The following is a 19,404-nucleotide window of genomic DNA, read 5'->3' on the forward strand; positions in this document are numbered from 1 at the left end:
AACACTCCCTGAACTTCAGGGCACCCTAGCGTCATGGCGGCAAGAAACGCTTAACGGGCGCGACGCCTTCTGCCTGCCGGCGCAAACGCGCCCAAGCCTACATCGCGCCGATCCAGATCGCCATGGAAATGAGGAAGGTGCTCATGCAAACGAGCGACACGACATCCTGAACAAGATCGGTCATAACTCTCTCCTGTTGTTAGTATGTTCGTATTTTGTTCTAATTTTGTTCGAATGTCAACGACCGGAATCCCGGGATGACCAGAATTGCGCGCGGTCATTTTGGCAGGGTTAAGAAAAGGTTGAGAGGGAGATTGCCGACCGCTTCGCGCCGACAGCGCCCATGGAAAGCGGCGGGACAGCTTCTGCCAGTTCGCAGGCCGTCACTGCTGAATATGGACGTACCCTAAAGCGGCACGACCTTGCCGTCGGCCAGCGTCACGCGACGGTCCATGCGCGAGGCGAGCTCATGGTTGTGGGTGGCGATGAGCGCCGCCAGGCCCGATTGCCGGACCAGCGCTGCCAGCGCCTCAAACACATAGGAAGCGGTCACCGGGTCGAGATTGCCGGTCGGCTCGTCGGCCAAAAGCACCAGCGGCGCATTGGCGACGGCACGCGCTATGGCGACGCGCTGTTGCTCGCCGCCGGAGAGTTCGGAAGGGCGATGCTGCGCCCGTTTGCCGATCTGCATATAGTCGAGCAATTGCGCCGCCCGCTCGGCCGCCTCCTTGCGCGGCAGCCCTTTTATCAGCTGCGGCATCATGATGTTTTCCAACGCCGAGAATTCAGGCAGCAAATGATGGAACTGATAGACGAAGCCGACGTCGTTGCGGCGGATCGCCGTGCGCTCATCATCGGAAAGCCGGCCGCAGGCGCGCCCCGCCAGGATCACGTCGCCGGCGTCCGGCCGCTCCAGCAGCCCGGCGGTGTGGAGCAGCGTCGACTTGCCGGTGCCCGACGGCGCCACCAGCGCCACCATCTCGCCACGCTTCAGCGAAAAATCGGCGCCGTTCAGGATGGTCAGCTTGCGCGGCCCCTGCACATAGTGCCGCTCGACGCTCTTCAGCTCGATAATGGCCTCGGCCATCATTCGTACCTCAGCGCTTCGACCGGATCGAGCCTGGCCGCGCGCCACGCCGGAACCAGGGTCGCCAGGAACGACAGCGCCAAAGCCATGAGAACGACCGAAATCGTCTCGCTGGCATCCATGCGGGCCGGCAACTGGCTGAGGAAATAAAGCTCGGGATTGAACAGCCGTTCGTTGGCCAGCCAGGAGAAGAACTGGCGGATGCGCTCGACGTTGAGGCAGATCAGAACGCCGAGCAGCACGCCGGCGATGGTGCCGACAACGCCGATCGCAGCGCCCGTCATTAGGAAGATGCGCAGGATCGCACTGCGCGTCGCGCCCATGGTGCGCAGGATGGCAATGTCGTGGCCCTTGTCCTTGACCAGCATGATCAACCCCGAAATGATGTTGAGCGCCGCCACCAGCACGATCAGCGTCAGGATCATGAACATGACGTTGCGCTCGACCTGCAGCGCGTCGAAGAACGTCTTGTTGCGTTGCCGCCAATCGACAAGGCTGATCGGCCGCTGCGCCGCCTCTTCGACCTTCGGCTTCAGCGCGTCGATATTGTCGGGATTGTCGGCGTAGATCTCGATCGTCTGCGCCCTGCCGTCCATGTTGAAATAAAGCTGCGCTTCCGAAAACGGCATGTAGACGATGGAGCTGTCATATTCCGACATGCCGACCTCGAAGATCGCGGTTATCGGATAGCCTTTCATGCGCGGCGTCGTGCCCAGCGGCGTGACGTCGCCCTCGGGCGAGATCAGCGTGATCGTATCGCCAAGCACAAGGCCGAGATTTTCGGCCATGCGGCTGCCGATGGCGACGCCCTCGCCGGTGTCGAAGCCGACGATCGAGCCCGCCTTGATGTTGTTGGCGACGATGGTGATCTTGCCGAGATCTTCGCCGCGTATGCCGCGCACCAGCGCGCCGGTGCCGCCACCGACATTGCCTTGCGCCAGCACCTGCCCGTCGATCAGCGGAATGGCGTATTTGACGCCGGGCACGCCGTTGATGCGGCCGGCGACCTGCGCATAGTCCTCCAGCGGCATGTCGAGCGGCTGCACGATCAGGTGGCCGTTGACGCCAAGGATGCGCGTCAGCAGTTCGGCGCGAAAGCCGTTCATCACCGCCATGACGACGATCAGCGTGGCGACGCCCAGCATGATGCCGAGAAAGGAGATCGAGGCGATCACCGAGATCACCGTCTCCTTGCGGCGCGAACGCAGATAGCGCCACGCCACCATGCGCTCGAAGCCGGAAAAGGGTCCTGCCGCCGAAGGTTTGGTTGCTGCCGCTTCGTTCATGCGGCGGCACCGAAACGCTTTTTCATGTCGCCGATCGGCAGCGTCTCGCGCTCGCCCGTCCTGCGGTTCTTGATCTCGACTTCGCCGGCGGCGACGCCGCGCGGCCCGACGATCACCTGCCAGGGAAGTCCTATCAGGTCGGCGGTGGCGAACTTGCCGCCCGGCCGCTGGTCGGTGTCATCGTAGAGCACCTCCTTGCCGGCGGCGGCAAAGGCGGCATTCAGCTCGCCGCAGACGTGGTCGCATTCGGTATCGCCAGCCTTCATGTTGATCAGGCCGATGTCGAACGGCGCCACCGCTTCCGGCCAGATGATGCCGTTGTCGTCATGGCTGGCCTCGATGATCGCCGCGACCAGCCGCGACGGGCCGATGCCGTAGGAACCGCCAGACACGAAATGATCCTTGCCGTCCGGCCCGGTCACTTTGGCGCCCATCGGCTTGGAGTATTTGTCGCCGAAATGGAAAATATGCCCCACCTCGATGCCGCGCGCCGAGACCTTGTCGGCTTCGGAGAGCTTCTCCCATGCCGCCTCGTCATGCATCTCGTCGGTGGCGGCATAGGGCGTCGTCCACGTCTTGACGATCTCGGCGATCTCGGCGTCGTTCGAAAAGTCGGTATCCGCGCCCGGCACATCAAGCGAGAGATAATCGCGATGGCAAAACACCTGGCTCTCGCCGGTGTCGGCCAGGATGATGAATTCGTGGCTGAGGTCGCCGCCGATCGGCCCGGTGTCGGCGCGCATCGGAATCGCCTGCAGCCCCATGCGTGTAAACGTCCTGAGATAGGACACGAACATGCGGTTATAGGCGGCCTTGGCGCCTTCATAATCGAGGTCGAAGGAATAGGCGTCCTTCATCAGGAACTCGCGCGAACGCATGACGCCGAAGCGCGGGCGCACCTCGTCGCGAAACTTCCACTGGATATGATAGAGGTTGAGCGGCAGGTCCTTGTAGGACTTGACATACGAGCGGAAGATCTCGGTGACCATCTCTTCGTTGGTCGGCCCGTAGAGCATATCGCGGTCTTGCCGGTCCTTGATGCGCAGCATCTCCTTGCCGTAGTCTTCATAGCGGCCGCTTTCGCGCCACAGCTCGGCCGATTGGATGGTCGGCATCAGGATTTCGAGCGCGCCGGCGCGATTCTGCTCCTCGCGAATGATCCGGCAGACCTTGTCCAGCACCCGCTTGCCGAGCGGCAGCCAGGAAAAGCTGCCCTGCCCCTGCTGGCGGATCATGCCGGCGCGCAGCATCAGCCGATGTGAGACGATCTCGGCCTCGCGCGGATTTTCTTTGAGGATGGGCAGGAAATAGCGCGACAAACGCATGGACTGGTCCGTGAGAGAGAATGGCGGCACCGGAATCGGCGCAGCGCTGGCTTGCTTGCCCCGGCTTCATAGCCATTTCATGGCGGAATGGAAACCCGGCCTCGGGGCGTCGAAATGGCGCTGCACGGCGTTGCGATTGCCGCATGCGGCCGGCTGGTCGTTTCGCAAGCAACGCCTGCCGTAGTATTGTGCAGTGCAGCACGAGATTGCTTGTTTCCGGGCAAAATTCTTCGTGACATTTTCACCTGCCTTAGGCTAGTGTGCCCCGATAACCGAGAGGGTGGAGAAAAATCTGCCCTCCTACGCGGTCAAAGTCTTGGGAGGATGCGATCTAGGCGCGGTAACTCGCTGCCGCCGGACACCGGAAACAGATCGGACGCGTTTAAATTGCAAGGCCTCGCGCCTTGCATTTTTTTTGTGCAATCATCTGGTTAGCACGACAGATTGCCAAACTACATGACGTTACGTCAGCCCGAACCCGCCCCGGCTTTTACTTGGGTTGACCTTGACGGCTCAGCTTGATGTCAAGGTCGGCGTAGCTTGGATAGCCGGACATTGGGTAGCCGGCTAATGCGCGGGGCTCTGGTTGAAATCCGGCACGATGTGCGGGATGTCGTCGATACCGAGGCCAAGCCCTCTCGTGATGCCGTAGAAGATGCCCATGAGGACCAGCGTGGCAATTGTCGTGCGCAGCGCCGCGCGCAACATATGCGGCCCACGCGGTGCGCTGGGAACCGTGCCAAGCGTCACGTCCTGGTCCTCGTCCTGCGTCCGCATGCTGAACGGCAGGACGGCGAACAACACTACCCACCATGTGGCGAAGAACAGGGCGACAAACGAAACCCAGCTCATGCTTGCTCCAGTTCGACCAGCGTGCCGAAGAAATCCTTGGGGTGCAGAAACAATACCGGTCTGCCATGCGCGCCGGTCTTCGGATTGCCGTCGCCCAGCACGCGAGCGCCGCTGGCCTTGAGACGGTCGCGCGCCACAACGATGTCGTCCACCTCATAGCAGACATGGTGCATGCCGCCGGATGGATTCTTCTCGAGGAATCCCGCGATCGGCGAGGCTTCGCCGAGTGGCTCGAGCAACTCTATCTTGGTGTTGCCGACGTCGACAAACACCACCGTAACGCCATGCTCCGGCAGCGCCTGCGGCGCGCTCACGCGGGCGCCAAGCGTATCGCGATAGACCGCCGCAGCCGCAGCCAGATCCGGCACGGCAAGCGCGACATGGTTGAGGCGTCCGAGCATAGAGTGCTCCGAAAGTTAGGGGAGTAAGGGAGTAGGGGAGTAGGGAGAAAGGCGGTGCAGCCATCTACTTTCCCTACTCCCTTACTGCCCTACTCCCTTATCTCGTGACGAACACCGTCACCAGCGGCTTCTTGCCCCAGGCTTCGTTGGCCGCGCCGCGCACCGCGCGCCGCACCGCCTCCTGGACCAGGTCGAGGTCTTTTCGGCGCTGGCGGGGGATGGAGTCCACAGCGCCGATTGCCGCATCGATCATCATATCTTCCAGGCTCTCGCCGCTGCCGTCGGCCACGGCGACGCCGATGGCGACGAGATCGGGATCGCCGGCGAGCTCGTACTTGTCGTCGAGTACGACGTTGACGGCGACATGGCCGGCAAAGGACAGCTTGCGACGGTCGCGAATGCCCATCGCCTGGTCGCTGCCGATCAGCCTTCCGTCCTTGTAGATGCGGCCGAATGGCACCTGGTCGATGATGACAGCGGCACCCGGATACAGCCTGAGCATGTCCCCGTCGCGCACCTGCGCCACCTGGCCAATGCCGGACGTCGACATAAGCGAGCCCTGCGCCACCAGATGCGCCGCTTCGCCATGCACGGGAACGCCGATCTGCGGCCGCACCCATTCATACATCTTGCGCAGTTCGCTGCGGCGCGGATGGCCGGAGACATGTACCAGCGCATCGCCGTCCTCGATGATCTTGATGCCGAGATCGATCAGGCGGTTCTTGATTTCGAGGATCGCCTTCTCGTTGCCGGGAATGGTGCGCGAGGAAAACACCACCGTGTCGCCCGCCGTCAGCGCCACCGACTTCATCTCGTCGCGCGACAGCTTGGCGAGTGCGGCAAGCGGCTCGCCCTGGCTGCCGGTACAGATGATGACGAGGTTCTCGCGCGGGATGAAGCCGTAATCCTCCTCGGCGATGAATTCCGGCAAGCCGTCCATATAACCGAGTTCATCAGCCACATCGATGACGCGCTTCATCGAGCGGCCAAGCACCAGGCACTGGCGGCCGGCATCCCGCGCTGCCTTGGCGATGGAGACGATGCGCCCGACATTGGACGAGAAGCTGCTGACGGCGACACGGCCCTTGGCGTTCTGGATGACGCTCTTGAGGCCCTCGCCCACCGCCACTTCGGACGGTGAATCCCCTTCCCGCATCGCATTGGTGGAATCGCAGATCAGCGCCAGCACGCCCTTGTCGCCATAGGCGCGGAAGCGCGCCTCGTCGGTCATCGGCCCGACCGTCGGCGCCGGATCGATCTTCCAGTCGCCGGTATGGATGACGACGCCAGCCGGCGTGGTGATCGCCAGCGACATCGGTTCGGGAATGGAGTGCGCGACGGGGATAGCCTCGATCTCGAACGGGCCGACGGTGAATTTCTCGCCGGCCCGGTAGATCGTCACCGGGATCTTCGGCGCCCCTTGCTCGCCCTGCCGCTTGGCTTCCAGCAGGCCGGCGCTGAAAGGGGTCATCCAGACCGGCGCCTTGAGCTTCGGCCAGATATCGTGCAACGCGCCGTAATGGTCCTCATGCGCATGAGTGATGATAATGCCGCGCAGATTGGCGACATTCTCCTCGACGAAGCGGACGTCGGGCAGTACCAGGTCAACGCCGGGCAGGGTTGCATCGGGAAAAGTAACGCCGACGTCGACGACGATCCATTCGCGCGCATTGGCCGGCCCATAGCCGTAGAGGGCGAAGTTCATGCCAATCTCGCCGACACCGCCGAGCGGCACGAACACAAGTTCGGCCTTTTCCGCTGTCGCCATGGTCTTTCCTTCCTTGCCGGTCAAAATTGTGCGCCGGTCAAATTCAAGCCGGTCAAATACCTGGCCAGTCAAACGTCTTGGCCAGTCAAACGCCGGCCGAGGCAACCGCGCCGAAATGCACGTCGCCGGCAGCGATCGTCAGAACCGAACCTTGATCGTCGCGGATCACGAAACGGCAGTCCTCGTCAATGGTCTCGAAGGTGCCGCGCACCACATTACCGTCAATTCTGACAGCAACCTGCCCGCCAAGCCCCGCCGCACGCGCCAGCCAGCGCCGCCTGACGGCGGCAAGCCCGCGCCCTTCGTTCCACAGCCGGGCATTCTCGCTCCATGCATCCGACAGCGCCAGAAACAGCGTCTCGGCGTCGCAAGCAGACCCCAGCGCATTGAGCGACGTCGCTGGATAGGGCAAATCCTCAGGGTATGCCACCACGTTGACGCCGATGCCGACAGCCACCGCCGAACGGTCGCCATCCAGCATCGCCGATTCCAGCAGGATGCCGGCAAGCTTGGCGCCCGAGGCAAGCACATCGTTCGGCCATTTCAGCTCGAAACGGTTCTTGCCTTGGCTCGCACCATCGAGGCCGATCGCGATCCTGCCCTTCGGCACGACGGCGTCGAGCGCGTCGGCCAGCGCCAGTCCGGCAACGAAGCCGAGCGTCGCGGCAAGTCGAAGCTCGGTGTGGGTGATCACCAGCAGCGTCGCTGCCAGATTGCCCTCGGGCGTCGCCCAGGCGCGGCCACGGCGGCCACGCCCGGCTTCCTGCTTTTTTGAGACGACCCAGAGTTTGCCCGGATCGCCGCCCCGCGCGTGCTCCAGCGCCAGCGCATTGGTGGAGCCGACCGTATCGTGCGCCTCGAGCCGGAACCCTTCCGAAGCCGCGCTTGGAGCCAGCCTGAACGTCATTCCGTCAAAAGAAGGTCTTGGCCGCGGCTGCCGCGTAGGTTCCGATCGGGCCGCCGATCAGCACGTAGAACAGCACGAAGGCGCCGCAGACACCGAGCACGACGCGCAGTTCGCTCGCCATCGGCACGAAGCCGCCGACCGGTTCGTCGAACCACATGATCTTGATGATGCGCAGATAATAATAGGCGCCCACCACAGAGGCCAGTACGCCGATGATCGCCAGCGCGTAGAGATTGGCGTTGATGGCGGCGAGGAACACGTACCATTTCCCCCAGAAGCCGGCCAGCGGTGGAATGCCGGCCAGTGAGAACATCAGGATGGTGAGGATCGTGGCCATGATAGGATTGGTCGCCGACAGGCCGGCGAGATCGCTGATCTGTTCGACATTGCCCTCCTTGCGCCGCATGGCGAGGATGAAGGCGAAGGTGCCGAGCGTCATCACCAGATAGATCAGCATGTAGATGGCGACGCCGCGCACGCCGTCCTGGCTGTTGGCGGCAAGGCCGACCAGCGCATAACCCATATGGCCGATGGAGGAATAGGCCATCAGCCGCTTGATGTTGGTCTGGCCGATGGCCGCGAAGGCGCCAAGCGCCATCGAGGCGATCGAGATGAAGACGATGATCTGCTGCCAGTCGGCGGCGATCGGCTTGAAGGCGCCCATGGTGACGCGCACCATCAGCGCCATCGCCGCCATCTTCGGCGCCGCCGCCAGAAAGGCCGTCACCGGCGTCGGCGCACCTTCATACACGTCGGGCGTCCACATATGGAACGGCACCGCCGAGATCTTGAAGGCAAGGCCGGCCAGCACGAAAACCAGGCCGAAGACGAGGCCAAGCTGCCGTTCGCCGCTACCGAGTGCGGTGGCTATCTCCTGGAAACCTGTATTACCGGTGTAGCCGTAGACGAGGCTGATGCCGTAGAGCAGCATGCCCGACGACAGTGCGCCGAGGACAAAATACTTCAGCCCGGCCTCGGTCGAGCGCAGATTGTCGCGGTTGATCGCCGCCAGCACGTAGATCGCCAGCGACTGCAGCTCGAGGCCGAGATAGAGCCCGATCATGCCGTTGGCCGAGATCATCAGCAGCATGCCGAGCGTGCAGAGCAGGATCAGCACCGGATATTCGAACTTGTCGAAACGTTCCGCCTGGGCAAAGCGGACCGACATGACCAGCGTCACCGCCGAGCCGATCAGCGCCAACACCTTCATGAAGCGGGCGAATGGATCCTGGATGAAGGCTTCGCCATAGGCGTTGCCCTGCCCCGGCGAAAAGATCAGCCAGGCGCAGGCGACCACCAGCACGGCGACGGCAAGGCCGCTCACCGTGACGGTGGTGTTGGCGCGCGAATAGGCGCCGAGCATCAACAGCGCCAAGGCGCCGATGGCGAGGATCAGTTCTGGCGTCGAGAGCGACAGGCTGGAGAGAAGGTCCGGCGTCATGGTTCGCAAAACCCCCAGTCAGTTCGCCGCCGCGGTCTGCGCGGCGCCGATGGATGCGGTGACATTGGTAACGAGCGCCTTGACCGATTCGGCCGTCGCGTCGAAGATCGGCGCCGGATAGACGCCGAAGAAGATGACCAGCGCGACCAGCGGATAGATGATCACCTTCTCGCGCGTCGACAGGTCGAGCAAGCCTTTCAGGCTTTCCTTGGTGAGGGCGCCGAAAATCACCTTGCGGTAGAGCCAGAGCGCGTAGGCCGCCGACAGGATGACACCGGTGGCGGCGAAGAACGCCACCCAGGTGTTGACCCGGAACACGCCGAGCATGGTCAGGAACTCGCCGACGAAGCCGCTGGTGCCGGGCAGGCCGACATTGGCCATGGTGAAGATCATGAACACGGTTGCATATTTCGGCATGTTGTTGACCAACCCGCCATAGGCATCGATGTCACGCGTGTGCATGCGGTCGTAGACAACGCCGACGCAGAGGAACAGCGCGCCGGAGACCAGGCCGTGCGACAGCATCTGGAAGATCGAACCCTGGACGCCTTCCTGGTTCATCGCGAAGATGCCCATGGTAACGAAGCCCATGTGAGCGACCGACGAATAGGCGATCAGCTTTTTCATGTCCTCCTGCATCAGCGCCACCAGCGAGGTGTAGATGATGGCGACGACGGAGAGCGTGAAGATCAGCGGCGCGAACATTTCGGATGCGATCGGAAACATCGGCAGCGAAAAACGCAGGAAGCCGTACCCGCCCATTTTGAGCAGGATGGCGGCCAGGATCACCGAGCCGGCCGTCGGCGCCTCGACATGGGCGTCCGGCAACCAGGTGTGCACCGGCCACATCGGCATCTTCACCGCGAAGGACGCGAAGAAGGCAAGCCATAGCCAGGTCTGCATATTGGCCGGGAAATTATGCGTCAGAAGCGTCGGGATGTCGGTGGTGCCGGACTGGAAGAACATCGTCATGATGGCGAGCAGCATCAGCACCGAGCCGGCCAGCGTGTAGAGGAAGAACTTGAACGAGGCATAGACGCGCCGGTTGCCGCCCCACACGCCGATGATGATGAACATCGGGATCAGCCCGGCTTCGAAGAAGACATAGAACAAGACGATGTCGAGCGCGCAGAACACGCCGAGCATCAGCGTTTCGAGCAGCAGGAAGGCGATCATATAGGCCTTGACGCGCTTCTCGATCGATTCCCACGAAGCGAGGATGCAGAGCGGCATCAGGAAGGTAGTCAGGATGACGAACAGCATGGAGATGCCGTCGACGCCCATATGGTAGGAGATGCCGGAATCCAGCCAGGCAAACTTCTCGACGAACTGGAAGCCGGGCTGCGAATTGTCGAAGCCGGTCCAGATGAACAGCGAAATCACAAAGGTGAACGCGGTCGTGAACAGCGCGATGGCGCGGATGTTGCGGCGCGCGTTCTCGCTGTCGTCGCGCACGAACAGGATGAGCAGCACACCAACCAGCGGCAGGAAGGTGACCAGCGATAGGATCGGCCAGGCGGTCATCAGAGCATCATCCAGGTGACGAGTGCGGCAACGCCGATCAGCATGGCGAAGGCATAGTGGTAGAGATAGCCGGTCTGCAGCTTGACGACCCGGTTGGTGACGTCGACGACGCGCGCCGAAATGCCGTCCGGCCCGAGCCCGTCGATGACCGTGCCGTCGCCGGTTTTCCACAGGAAGTGGCCCAGGCGCTTTGCCGGCCGCACGAACAGGAAATCGTAGAGCTCGTCGAAATACCATTTGTTGAGCAGGAAGGCGTAGAGCAGGCGATGGTTGGCGGCGACGCTCCGAGGCAGGTCCGGCGCGCGAATATAGAACTGCCAGGCTATCGCAAAGCCGATCAGCATGGCGATGAAGGGCGACAACTCGACCCACAACGGCACTTCGTGGATTTCGTGCAGGATGTGGTTGTCCGGCAGCGTGAACAGCGACGCCTTCCAGAATTCGGCATAGCCCTCGCCGATGAAGGCGCCGTGGAAGATCACGCCGGCAAACAGCGCACCCGCCGCCAGGATGAACAGCGGCACCAGCATGACCGGCGGCGATTCATGGACATGGTGCATGACCTCGTGGCTGGCCCGCGGCTCGCCGTGGAAGGTCATAAAGATCAGCCGCCAAGAATAGAAGGAGGTGAAGCAGGCTGCAATGACCAGCAATATGAAGGCAAACGCGGTGACCGCATTGTGGCCAGCGAACGCCGCTTCGATGATGGCGTCCTTGGAAAAGAAGCCGGCCGTGCCGATGATCGTTACCGGGACGCCCACACCGGTCAGCGCCAGCGTGCCGATCACCATCATCCAGTAGGTCGTCGGGATGAGCGTCCTCAGGCCGCCCATCTTGCGCATGTCCTGCTCGTCGGAAACGGCGTGGATGACGGAGCCCGAGCCGAGGAACAGCAGCGCCTTGAAGAAGGCGTGGGTAAACAGATGGAAAATCGCCGCGCCATAGGCGCCGACGCCCAGCGCCACGAACATGTAGCCGAGCTGCGAACAGGTCGAATAGGCGATGACGCGCTTGATGTCATTCTGGACGAGGCCGACCGTCGCCGCGAAGAAGGCGGTGAAGGCGCCGATGAAGGTGACTACGGTCAGTGCCGAATGCGACAGCTCGAACAGCGGCGACAGCCGCGCCAGCATGAACACGCCTGCCGTCACCATGGTGGCGGCATGGATCAGTGCCGAGACCGGCGTCGGGCCTTCCATGGCATCGGGCAGCCAGGTGTGCAGCGGCACCTGCGCCGACTTGCCCATGGCGCCCATGAACAGGAGCAGGCAGACGACCGTCATCGCAGCCTGCTTGTCGAGTGCATAGCCGAGGAAGGTCAGCACGGCCGCACCTTGCGGCGCGCCTTCGGCCGGAATGAACGTCGCCGCATTGGCGAAGATGGTGCCGAGATTGACGGAGCCGAACAGCACGAACACGCCGAATATGCCGAGCGCAAAGCCGAAATCGCCGACGCGGTTGACGACGAAGGCCTTGATCGCAGCCGCATTGGCCGACGGCTTCTTGTACCAGAAGCCGATCAGCAGATAGGAGGCAAGGCCGACGCCTTCCCAGCCGAAGAACATCTGCACGAGGTTGTCTGCGGTCACCAGCATCAGCATGGCGAAGGTGAACAGCGACAGATAGGCGAAGAAGCGCGGCCGGTTCGGGTCGTGATGCATATAGCCGATCGAATAGATATGGACCAGCGCCGACACCGTATTGACGACGACCAGCATCACCACGGTCAGCGTATCGATCCGCAGCGCCCACGACGCTTCGAGGCCGCCGGACTGGATCCAGCGCATCACCGGCACGGTGAACACCTCGCCGCCGCCGAAGCCGACGGAGAAGAAGGCAACCCACGACAGCACCGCCGCGATCACCAGGAAGCCGGAGGTGATGTATTCGGAAGCCTTGGCGCCGAGCGACGTGCCGAACAGGCCGACGATCAGGAAGCCGAGCAGCGGAAGGAAGACGATGGCCTGATACATTTTTGGTTCCGTCAACCCTTCATCATGTTCACGTCTTCGACCGCGATCGAGCCGCGGTTGCGGAAGAAGACGACGAGAATGGCAAGGCCGATCGCCGCTTCGGCCGCCGCGACCGTCAGCACGAACAGCGCGAACACCTGGCCAACCAGATCGCCGAGCGCCGCCGAGAAGGCGATGAAATTGATGTTGACCGCAAGCAGGATCAGCTCGATCGACATCAGGATGACGATGACGTTCCTGCGGTTCAGGAAGATGCCGAACACGCCGAGCGTGAACAGGATAGCCGATACGGTCAGGTAGTGCGCGATGCCGACGACCATCTCAGACTCCTTCGCCCGTCTTGACCTTGCGGATTTCCACTCCGGTTGCGGCCGTGCGGCCGACCTGGGCGGCAATCGACTGCCGCTTGACGCCCGGCTTGTGGCGCAGCGTCAGCACGATGGCGCCGATCATGGCGACCAGCAGCACCAGCCCCGCCACCTGGAAGTAATAGAGGTAATCCGTATAGAGAATGTCGCCGAGCGCTGCCGTGTTGGAGCGCGTGGCGAGGTCCGGGATGGGCTTGGCGACCGTCACAGCCAGTTTCGGCGCGAATGTATAGCCGCCGAGCACGACGATCAGCTCCGCCGCTAGGATCAGCCCGACCAGCGCGCCGATCGGTGCATATTGCAGGGCGCCTTCCTTCATTTCGGCGAAGTCGACGTCGAGCATCATGACGACGAACAGGAACAGCACCAAAACGGCGCCGACATAGACGACGAGCAGGATCATCGCCAGGAACTCGGCGCCGGTCAGCATGAACAGGCCGGCGGCGTTGAAGAAGGTCAGGATCAGGAACAGCACCGAATGCACGGGATTGCGCGCCGAAATGACCATGAACGCCGATGCCACCGCGACAAAGGCGAAGAGGTAGAAAAAGGCCGCCTCTAGTCCACTCAGCATGGGGTTCCCCCGGGTTTCCTGTCCGAACAGGACGTTCGTCCTGTTTTTTGCCACCGCCTCCGGTCGGCAAGTTGCGTGTTCCTTAAACGAGGCCCCTCGCCCCGTCCATGCGTCAAATATCAGCGGTAAGGCGCATCCAGCGAGATGTTGCGCGCCAGTTCGCGCTCCCAGCGGTCGCCATTGGCCAGAAGCCTGTCCTTGTCGTAATAAAGCTCCTCGCGCGTTTCCGTCGCGAACTCGAAATTCGGCCCCTCGACGATGGCGTCGACCGGGCAGGCTTCCTGGCAGAAGCCGCAATAGATGCATTTCACCATGTCGATGTCGTAGCGCACGGTGCGCCGCGTGCCGTCATTGCGGCGCGGGCCGGCTTCGATGGTAATGGCCTGCGCCGGGCAGATCGCCTCGCACAATTTGCAGGCGATGCAGCGTTCCTCGCCGTTCGGATAACGGCGCAGCGCATGTTCGCCGCGGAAGCGAGGGCTGACCGGCCCCTTCTCATGCGGATAGTTGATCGTCTCCTTCGGCGCGAAGAACTGGCGCATCGACAGGAAGAAAGCGCCGACGAAATCCTGCAAAAGCAGTGACTTGGCGGCCTGGGATAATGCAGACATCACGCAAACCCCGTGATCTTGAGGAAGGCGGCGGTGGCGACCACCATGAACAGCGAGATCGGCAGGAAGACCTTCCAGCCGAGCCGCATCAGCTGGTCGTAGCGATAACGCGGCACGAATGCCTTCACCATCGAGAACATGAAGAATACCAGGCAGACCTTGAGCACGAACCAGATCAGCCCCGGCACCCAGGTGAACGGCGCGAAGTTGAAGGGCGGCAGCCAGCCGCCAAGGAACAGGATCGTGGCCAGCGCGCACATCAGGACGACGGCGACATATTCGCCGAGGAAGAACAACAGGAACGGCGTCGAGGAATATTCGACCATATGGCCGGCGACAAGTTCCGATTCGGCCTCCACGAGGTCGAAGGGCGGACGGTTGGTTTCGGCCAGCGCCGAGATGAAGAAGACGATGAACATCGGGAACAGCGACAGCCAATGCCAGTCGAGGAAGGTGTTGGGCAGGCCGAGCCGCGTGCCCAGCCCGTCCTGCTGCGACAAGACGATGTCGGACAGGTTGAGCGAGCCGACGCAAAGCAGCACGGTGACGATGACGAAGCCGATCGATACTTCGTAGGACACCATCTGCGCCGCCGAGCGCAGGGCGCCCAGGAACGGATACTTCGAATTGGACGCCCAGCCGCCCATGATGACGCCATAGACTTCGAGCGAGGAGATGGCGAAGACATAGAGGATGCCGACATTGACGTTGGCTATCGCCCAGCCTTCATTAACCGGTATCACCGCCCAGGCGGAGATCGCAAGCACCGCCGACACCAGCGGCGCCAGCAGGAAAACGCCCTTGTTGGCGCCGGACGGGATGACCGGCTCCTTGAAGACGAATTTCAGCAGATCGGCGAAGGCCTGCAGCGTGCCCCACGGACCGACGACGTTCGGTCCACGGCGCAATTGCACGGCCGCCCAGATCTTGCGATCGGCGTAAAGCACATAGGCGACGAAGATCAACAGAACGACGATCAGCACGACCGACTTCAAAAGGATCAGCAGCGCTGGCAGCACGTAGAAGGAGAAGAAGGTGTCCATGTCTACTCCGCCGCCTGCCTGAAGCCGTTCTTCGCCAAAGCCGAGCACTCGGCCATCACCGCGGAAGCCCGCGCGATCGGGTTGGTCAGGTAGAAATCCTTGATCGGCGAGGTGAAGGTGCCCTTGTTCAGCCGCCCGCCGAGCTTCGCCACCCTGGCGATGTCGGCCGGATCGCCGGCAGCGACATGATCGATGCGGGCGAGATGCGGGTATTCGCCATAGAGTTTTGCGCGCAGCTGCGGCAGCGAATCGAACGGCAGCTTCTTGCCGAGCACATCCGACAGAGCCCTGAGAATCGCCCAATCCTCGCGCGCCTCGCCGGGCGCGAAGCCGGCCCGGTTGGTCTGCTGCACGCGGCCCTCGGTGTTGACGAAGGTGCCCGATTTTTCGGTATAGGCGGCACCCGGCAGGATGACGTTGGCGCGATGCGCGCCCTTGTCGCCATGCGTGCCGATATAGACGACGAAAGCGCCGCCGGTCTTGGCCATGTCGATCTCGTCGGCGCCGAGCAGGAACAGCACGTCGGTCTCGCCGAGCATGGCGGCGACATTCCTGCCGCCCTCGCCCGGCACGAAGCCGACATCAAGGCCGCCGACCCGCGCCGCCGCGGTGTGCAGCACGGCAAAACCGTTCCAGTCGGCTCTTGCGGCATTGACGGCGACGGCGAGCTTCGCCGCCTGGCCGAGCACGGCCGCGCCGTCCGGACGCGCCAGCGCACCCTGGCCGACGATGATCAGCGGATGCGTCGCCTTCTTCAGCAGCTGGAAGAATTTGCCGTTGCCGTCGGCGAGATCTTTCAGCGATTCCGGCCCGGCACCGAGCTGCTCGTAATCATAGCGCGTATCGCCGACATCGCCGATGACGCCGACCGGCAGATTGCCGGCCCGCCAGCGCTTGCGGATGCGGGCGTTGAGCAGGGACGCCTCATAGCGTGGATTGGCGCCGATGATCAGCACCGCATCGGCGTGTTCGATGCCTTCGATGGTCGGGTTGAAGACATAACTCGCCCGGCCGAGCGACGGATCGAGTGCGGCACCGTCCTGACGACAGTCGGTGTTCTTGGAGCCGAGCGAAGCCATCAGAAGCTTCAGCGCGTAGATCTCCTCGACGGCAGCGAGATCGCCGGCAATGGCACCGATCTTTTCGGGTGCGGCACTCGATACCGCTTCCTTGATCGCGGCAAAAGCCTCGGCCCAGCTTGCCGGTGCCAGTCTGCCGTCCTTGCGCACATAGGGCCGGTCGAGGCGCTGCGTGCGCAAGCCGTCCCAGATGAAGCGGGTCTTGTCGGAAATCCATTCCTCGTTCACCGCCTCGTTGGTGCGCGGCAGGATGCGCATCACTTCGCGGCCCCGGCTGTCGACGCGGATCGCCGAGCCGACGGCGTCCATCACGTCGATGGATTCCGTCTTGGTCAGTTCCCAAGGCCGCGCCTGGAAGGCGTAGGGTTTGGAGGTCAGCGCACCGACCGGGCAAAGGTCGATGACATTACCCTGCAGTTCCGAAGTCATGGCGCTTTCGAGATAGGTGGTGATCTCGGCATCCTCGCCGCGGCCGATCAGGCCGAGCTCGGATATGCCCGCAATCTCGGTGGTAAAGCGGACGCAGCGCGTGCAATGGATGCAGCGGTTCATGATCGTCTTGACCAGCGGCCCGATATACTTGTCTTCGACCGCCCGCTTGTTCTCGTGGTAGCGCGAGGAATCGACGCCGAACGCCATCGCCTGGTCCTGCAGGTCGCACTCGCCGCCCTGGTCGCAGATCGGGCAGTCCAGCGGATGGTTGATCAGCAGGAATTCCATCACACCTTCGCGCGCCTTCTTGACCATCGGCGTGTTGGTGAAGATTTCCGGCGCCTCGCCGTTCGGGCCCGGGCGCAGGTCGCGTACGCCCATGGCGCAGGACGCTTGCGGCTTGGGCGGCCCGCCCTTCACCTCGATCAGGCACATGCGGCAATTGCCGGCGATCGACAGCCGCTCGTGGAAGCAAAAGCGCGGCACTTCCGCGCCGGCGTCCTCGGCCGCCTGCAGCAGCGTGTAATGGTCGGGTACAGTGATCTCTTTCCCGTCGACCTTGAGCTTTGCCATTTCGCCTCAAACCCCTGCGGACGTTCCGCAATCTTTCTTTTCGACGCGGCCGGAACCGCGCACGATATTCAATTCAGTGTTTGGCCTCGGCCAACCTCGCTGCCTGACCGATCCAGCCGTCACGGCCGATACGGCCCTTCAACGACAGGTAATCCTCGACCCAGGCGATCTCTTCCGGCGTCCACGCGGCGATCTGGGCGTATGTCCAGATGCCAAGGCCGTTCAGCACCTTTTCCAGTTTCGGTCCGATGCCCGATATCGCCTTGAGGTCGGCGGGCTCGGCTGGCCGGTCCATCGGCTTGGGCTGTTTGAAATCCTCCGGCATCAGCCCGGCCGACGGGTCCGCTGCAACGGTGTTGGCATCCGCCAAGCTCCGTGCTGCGGTGCTCATCGCAATGTCGGTCACATCGTTGGCGAAGGACTGCGCCTTGGCAATCAGGGTTCTGGTGGCTGCGCGCGCCTTGGTCGAGGAGCTTTTGCCGGTCGCGGAAACGCGTTCGGTCCGGGCCCCGAAATCGTCGGCGACCGGCTGCCAAAGCCGCTGCGAGGTCTCGGCCGCACCTGAAAGCACACCCATCCAGATGCCAAAGGCGTGATTAGCAAGGCCGATGCCGAGTGCCGTCATCGCCGCCGCGCCCGCGACAGGATGCGCCAGGAGGTTGACGGCATTGGCCATCTCCTTCGGCATCATCGTGGTCAGGTCCTGCTTCATCTTCAACAACGGGTCCATATCGGGCGTCAAATGATCGGGTATCGAAAACAGCGACATAGGTGGTCTCCTGGTCGTTTCCGTCTGCCCGCGCTCGTTTCCTCATTTCGGGCATTCGCCCGCATTTTTTGAATTCTTCTATTCCGCCGCAGCCAGCACCGGTTCGGCGCGGTGTGCGTTGCGCGAAAACTCGTCGATGCGCCGCTCCACCTCGCCGCGGAAATGCCGCATCAGGCCCTGGATCGGCCATGCCGCCGCATCGCCCAGCGCGCAGATCGTGTGGCCCTCGACCTGCTTGGTCACGTCGAGCAGCATGTCGATCTCGCGCTTCTGCGCCTCGCCGCGCACCAGCCGTTCCATCACCCGCCACATCCAGCCGGTACCCTCACGGCAGGGCGTGCACTGGCCGCAGCTTTCGTGCTTGTAGAAGTAGGAAAGCCGCGCGATCGCTTTCACGATATCGGTCGATTTGTCCATGACGATGACAGCCGCCGTGCCGAGGCCCGATTTCAGGTCGCGCAGCGCGTCGAAATCCATCGGCGCGTCGATAATCTGCTCGGCCGGCACCAGCGGCACTGAGGCGCCGCCCGGAATGACCGCCAGCAGATTGTCCCAGCCGCCGCGAATGCCGCCGCAATGCGTCTCGATCAGTTCGCGGAACGGAATCGACATCGCCTCTTCGACAGTGCACGGATTGTTGACGTGGCCGGAGATGCAGAACAGCTTGGTGCCGACATTGTTGGGCCGGCCGAAGGACGAGAACCAGGCGGCACCGCGGCGCAGGATGGTCGGCGCGACCGCGATGGACTCGACATTGTTGACCGTCGTCGGGCAGCCATAGAGACCGACATTGGCCGGAAATGGCGGCTTTAGCCTCGGCTGGCCCTTCTTGCCCTCCAGGCTTTCGAGCAGTGCCGTTTCCTCGCCGCAGATGTAGGCGCCGGCGCCATGATGCATGTAGATGTCGAAATCATGGCCGGACGTGTTGTTCTTGCCGATCAGCTTGGCCGCATAGGCCTCGTCGATGGCACGCTGCAGCGCCTCGCGCTCGCGGATGAACTCGCCGCGCACATAGATGTAGGCGGCGACCGCGCCCATGGCGAAGCCGGCAAGCAGGCAGCCTTCGACCAGCGTGTGCGGGTCATGGCGCAGTATGTCGCGGTCCTTGCAGGTGCCGGGCTCGGATTCGTCGGCATTGACGACGAGATAGCTCGGCCGGCCGTCGCTTTGCTTGGGCATGAACGACCATTTCAGCCCGGTCGGAAAGCCGGCGCCGCCGCGGCCGCGCAGGCCGCTGGCCTTCATCTCGTTGACGATCCACTCGCGCCCCTTGGCAATGATGCCGGGCGTGTTGTCCCAGGCGCCGCGCGCCAAGGCGCCGGCCAGCGACTTGTCGAAGCGGCCGTAGATGTTGTTGAAGATGCGGTCTCTGTCCTGAAGCATTGCTCGTT

17 protein-coding genes are annotated in these 19,404 nt (G+C 62.9%); all 17 read right to left on the reverse strand.

Features of this window, described 5'->3' with window-relative positions; all coding sequences use genetic code 11:
- Window positions 1-406: 406 nt before the first annotated feature.
- Window positions 407-1,090: an ABC transporter ATP-binding protein gene (locus AC0L2P_RS21375; RefSeq protein ID WP_254818120.1), complete on the reverse strand. Its 684-nt coding sequence runs from the start codon at window positions 1,088-1,090 to the stop codon at window positions 407-409.
- The gene (locus AC0L2P_RS21380; protein ID WP_473503750.1) at window positions 1,087-2,373 is read right to left on the reverse strand and encodes a lipoprotein-releasing ABC transporter permease subunit; all 1,287 of its coding nucleotides are present in this window, start codon (window positions 2,371-2,373) and stop codon (window positions 1,087-1,089) included. The genes AC0L2P_RS21375 and AC0L2P_RS21380 overlap by 4 nt, the downstream gene beginning before the upstream one ends.
- Window positions 2,370-3,698, reverse strand: coding sequence for a proline--tRNA ligase (gene proS, locus AC0L2P_RS21385; RefSeq protein WP_473503752.1), 1,329 nt, complete (start codon window positions 3,696-3,698; stop codon window positions 2,370-2,372). Before proS ends, AC0L2P_RS21380 begins: the two co-directional genes overlap by 4 nt.
- A 567-nt stretch (window positions 3,699-4,265) precedes the next feature.
- Window positions 4,266-4,550 carry a DUF1467 family protein gene (locus AC0L2P_RS21390; protein ID WP_292663027.1) on the reverse strand — a complete coding sequence of 95 codons (285 nt, stop codon included), beginning with the start codon at window positions 4,548-4,550 and terminating at the stop codon, window positions 4,266-4,268.
- Window positions 4,547-4,951, reverse strand: coding sequence for a methylmalonyl-CoA epimerase (gene mce, locus AC0L2P_RS21395; protein ID WP_473503754.1), 405 nt, complete (start codon window positions 4,949-4,951; stop codon window positions 4,547-4,549). The genes AC0L2P_RS21390 and mce overlap by 4 nt, the downstream gene beginning before the upstream one ends.
- A 97-nt stretch (window positions 4,952-5,048) precedes the next feature.
- A complete protein-coding gene (locus AC0L2P_RS21400; protein WP_473503756.1) occupies window positions 5,049-6,719 on the reverse strand; it encodes a ribonuclease J in 1,671 nt (556 codons plus the stop codon).
- A gap of 85 nt (window positions 6,720-6,804) precedes the next feature.
- The gene (locus AC0L2P_RS21405; protein WP_473503758.1) at window positions 6,805-7,626 is read right to left on the reverse strand and encodes a biotin--[acetyl-CoA-carboxylase] ligase; all 822 of its coding nucleotides are present in this window, start codon (window positions 7,624-7,626) and stop codon (window positions 6,805-6,807) included.
- Window positions 7,627-7,630: 4 nt separating this feature from the next.
- Window positions 7,631-9,067, reverse strand: coding sequence for an NADH-quinone oxidoreductase subunit NuoN (gene nuoN, locus AC0L2P_RS21410; protein WP_473503760.1), 1,437 nt, complete (start codon window positions 9,065-9,067; stop codon window positions 7,631-7,633).
- A gap of 18 nt (window positions 9,068-9,085) precedes the next feature.
- Window positions 9,086-10,591: an NADH-quinone oxidoreductase subunit M gene (locus tag AC0L2P_RS21415; RefSeq protein WP_473503761.1), complete on the reverse strand. Its 1,506-nt coding sequence runs from the start codon at window positions 10,589-10,591 to the stop codon at window positions 9,086-9,088.
- Window positions 10,591-12,564, reverse strand: coding sequence for an NADH-quinone oxidoreductase subunit L (gene nuoL, locus AC0L2P_RS21420; protein ID WP_473503763.1), 1,974 nt, complete (start codon window positions 12,562-12,564; stop codon window positions 10,591-10,593). Before nuoL ends, AC0L2P_RS21415 begins: the two co-directional genes overlap by 1 nt.
- 11 nt (window positions 12,565-12,575) lie before the next feature.
- A complete protein-coding gene (gene nuoK / locus AC0L2P_RS21425; RefSeq protein WP_473503765.1) occupies window positions 12,576-12,884 on the reverse strand; it encodes an NADH-quinone oxidoreductase subunit NuoK in 309 nt (102 codons plus the stop codon).
- Between the two features lies 1 nt (window position 12,885).
- The gene (locus tag AC0L2P_RS21430; RefSeq protein WP_473503767.1) at window positions 12,886-13,506 is read right to left on the reverse strand and encodes an NADH-quinone oxidoreductase subunit J; all 621 of its coding nucleotides are present in this window, start codon (window positions 13,504-13,506) and stop codon (window positions 12,886-12,888) included.
- A 119-nt stretch (window positions 13,507-13,625) separates the two neighbouring features.
- Complete coding sequence (nuoI, locus tag AC0L2P_RS21435) at window positions 13,626-14,117, reverse strand: NADH-quinone oxidoreductase subunit NuoI (RefSeq protein WP_254818109.1); 492 nt, start codon at window positions 14,115-14,117, stop codon at window positions 13,626-13,628.
- Window positions 14,117-15,160 (reverse strand): NADH-quinone oxidoreductase subunit NuoH, encoded by a 1,044-nt coding sequence (gene nuoH, locus AC0L2P_RS21440; protein ID WP_292663045.1) that lies wholly within the window; start codon window positions 15,158-15,160, stop codon window positions 14,117-14,119. The genes nuoI and nuoH overlap by 1 nt, the downstream gene beginning before the upstream one ends.
- A gap of 2 nt (window positions 15,161-15,162) precedes the next feature.
- Complete coding sequence (gene nuoG / locus AC0L2P_RS21445) at window positions 15,163-17,244, reverse strand: NADH-quinone oxidoreductase subunit NuoG (protein ID WP_473503769.1); 2,082 nt, start codon at window positions 17,242-17,244, stop codon at window positions 15,163-15,165.
- A gap of 73 nt (window positions 17,245-17,317) precedes the next feature.
- Window positions 17,318-18,013: an NADH-ubiquinone dehydrogenase gene (locus AC0L2P_RS21450; RefSeq protein WP_473503771.1), complete on the reverse strand. Its 696-nt coding sequence runs from the start codon at window positions 18,011-18,013 to the stop codon at window positions 17,318-17,320.
- Window positions 18,014-18,091: 78 nt separating this feature from the next.
- A complete protein-coding gene (nuoF, locus tag AC0L2P_RS21455) occupies window positions 18,092-19,396 on the reverse strand; it encodes an NADH-quinone oxidoreductase subunit NuoF (RefSeq protein WP_473503773.1) in 1,305 nt (434 codons plus the stop codon).
- Window positions 19,397-19,404: the final 8 nt, after the last annotated feature.

The sequence above is a fragment of the Mesorhizobium sp. WSM4836 genome (assembly GCF_055811815.1).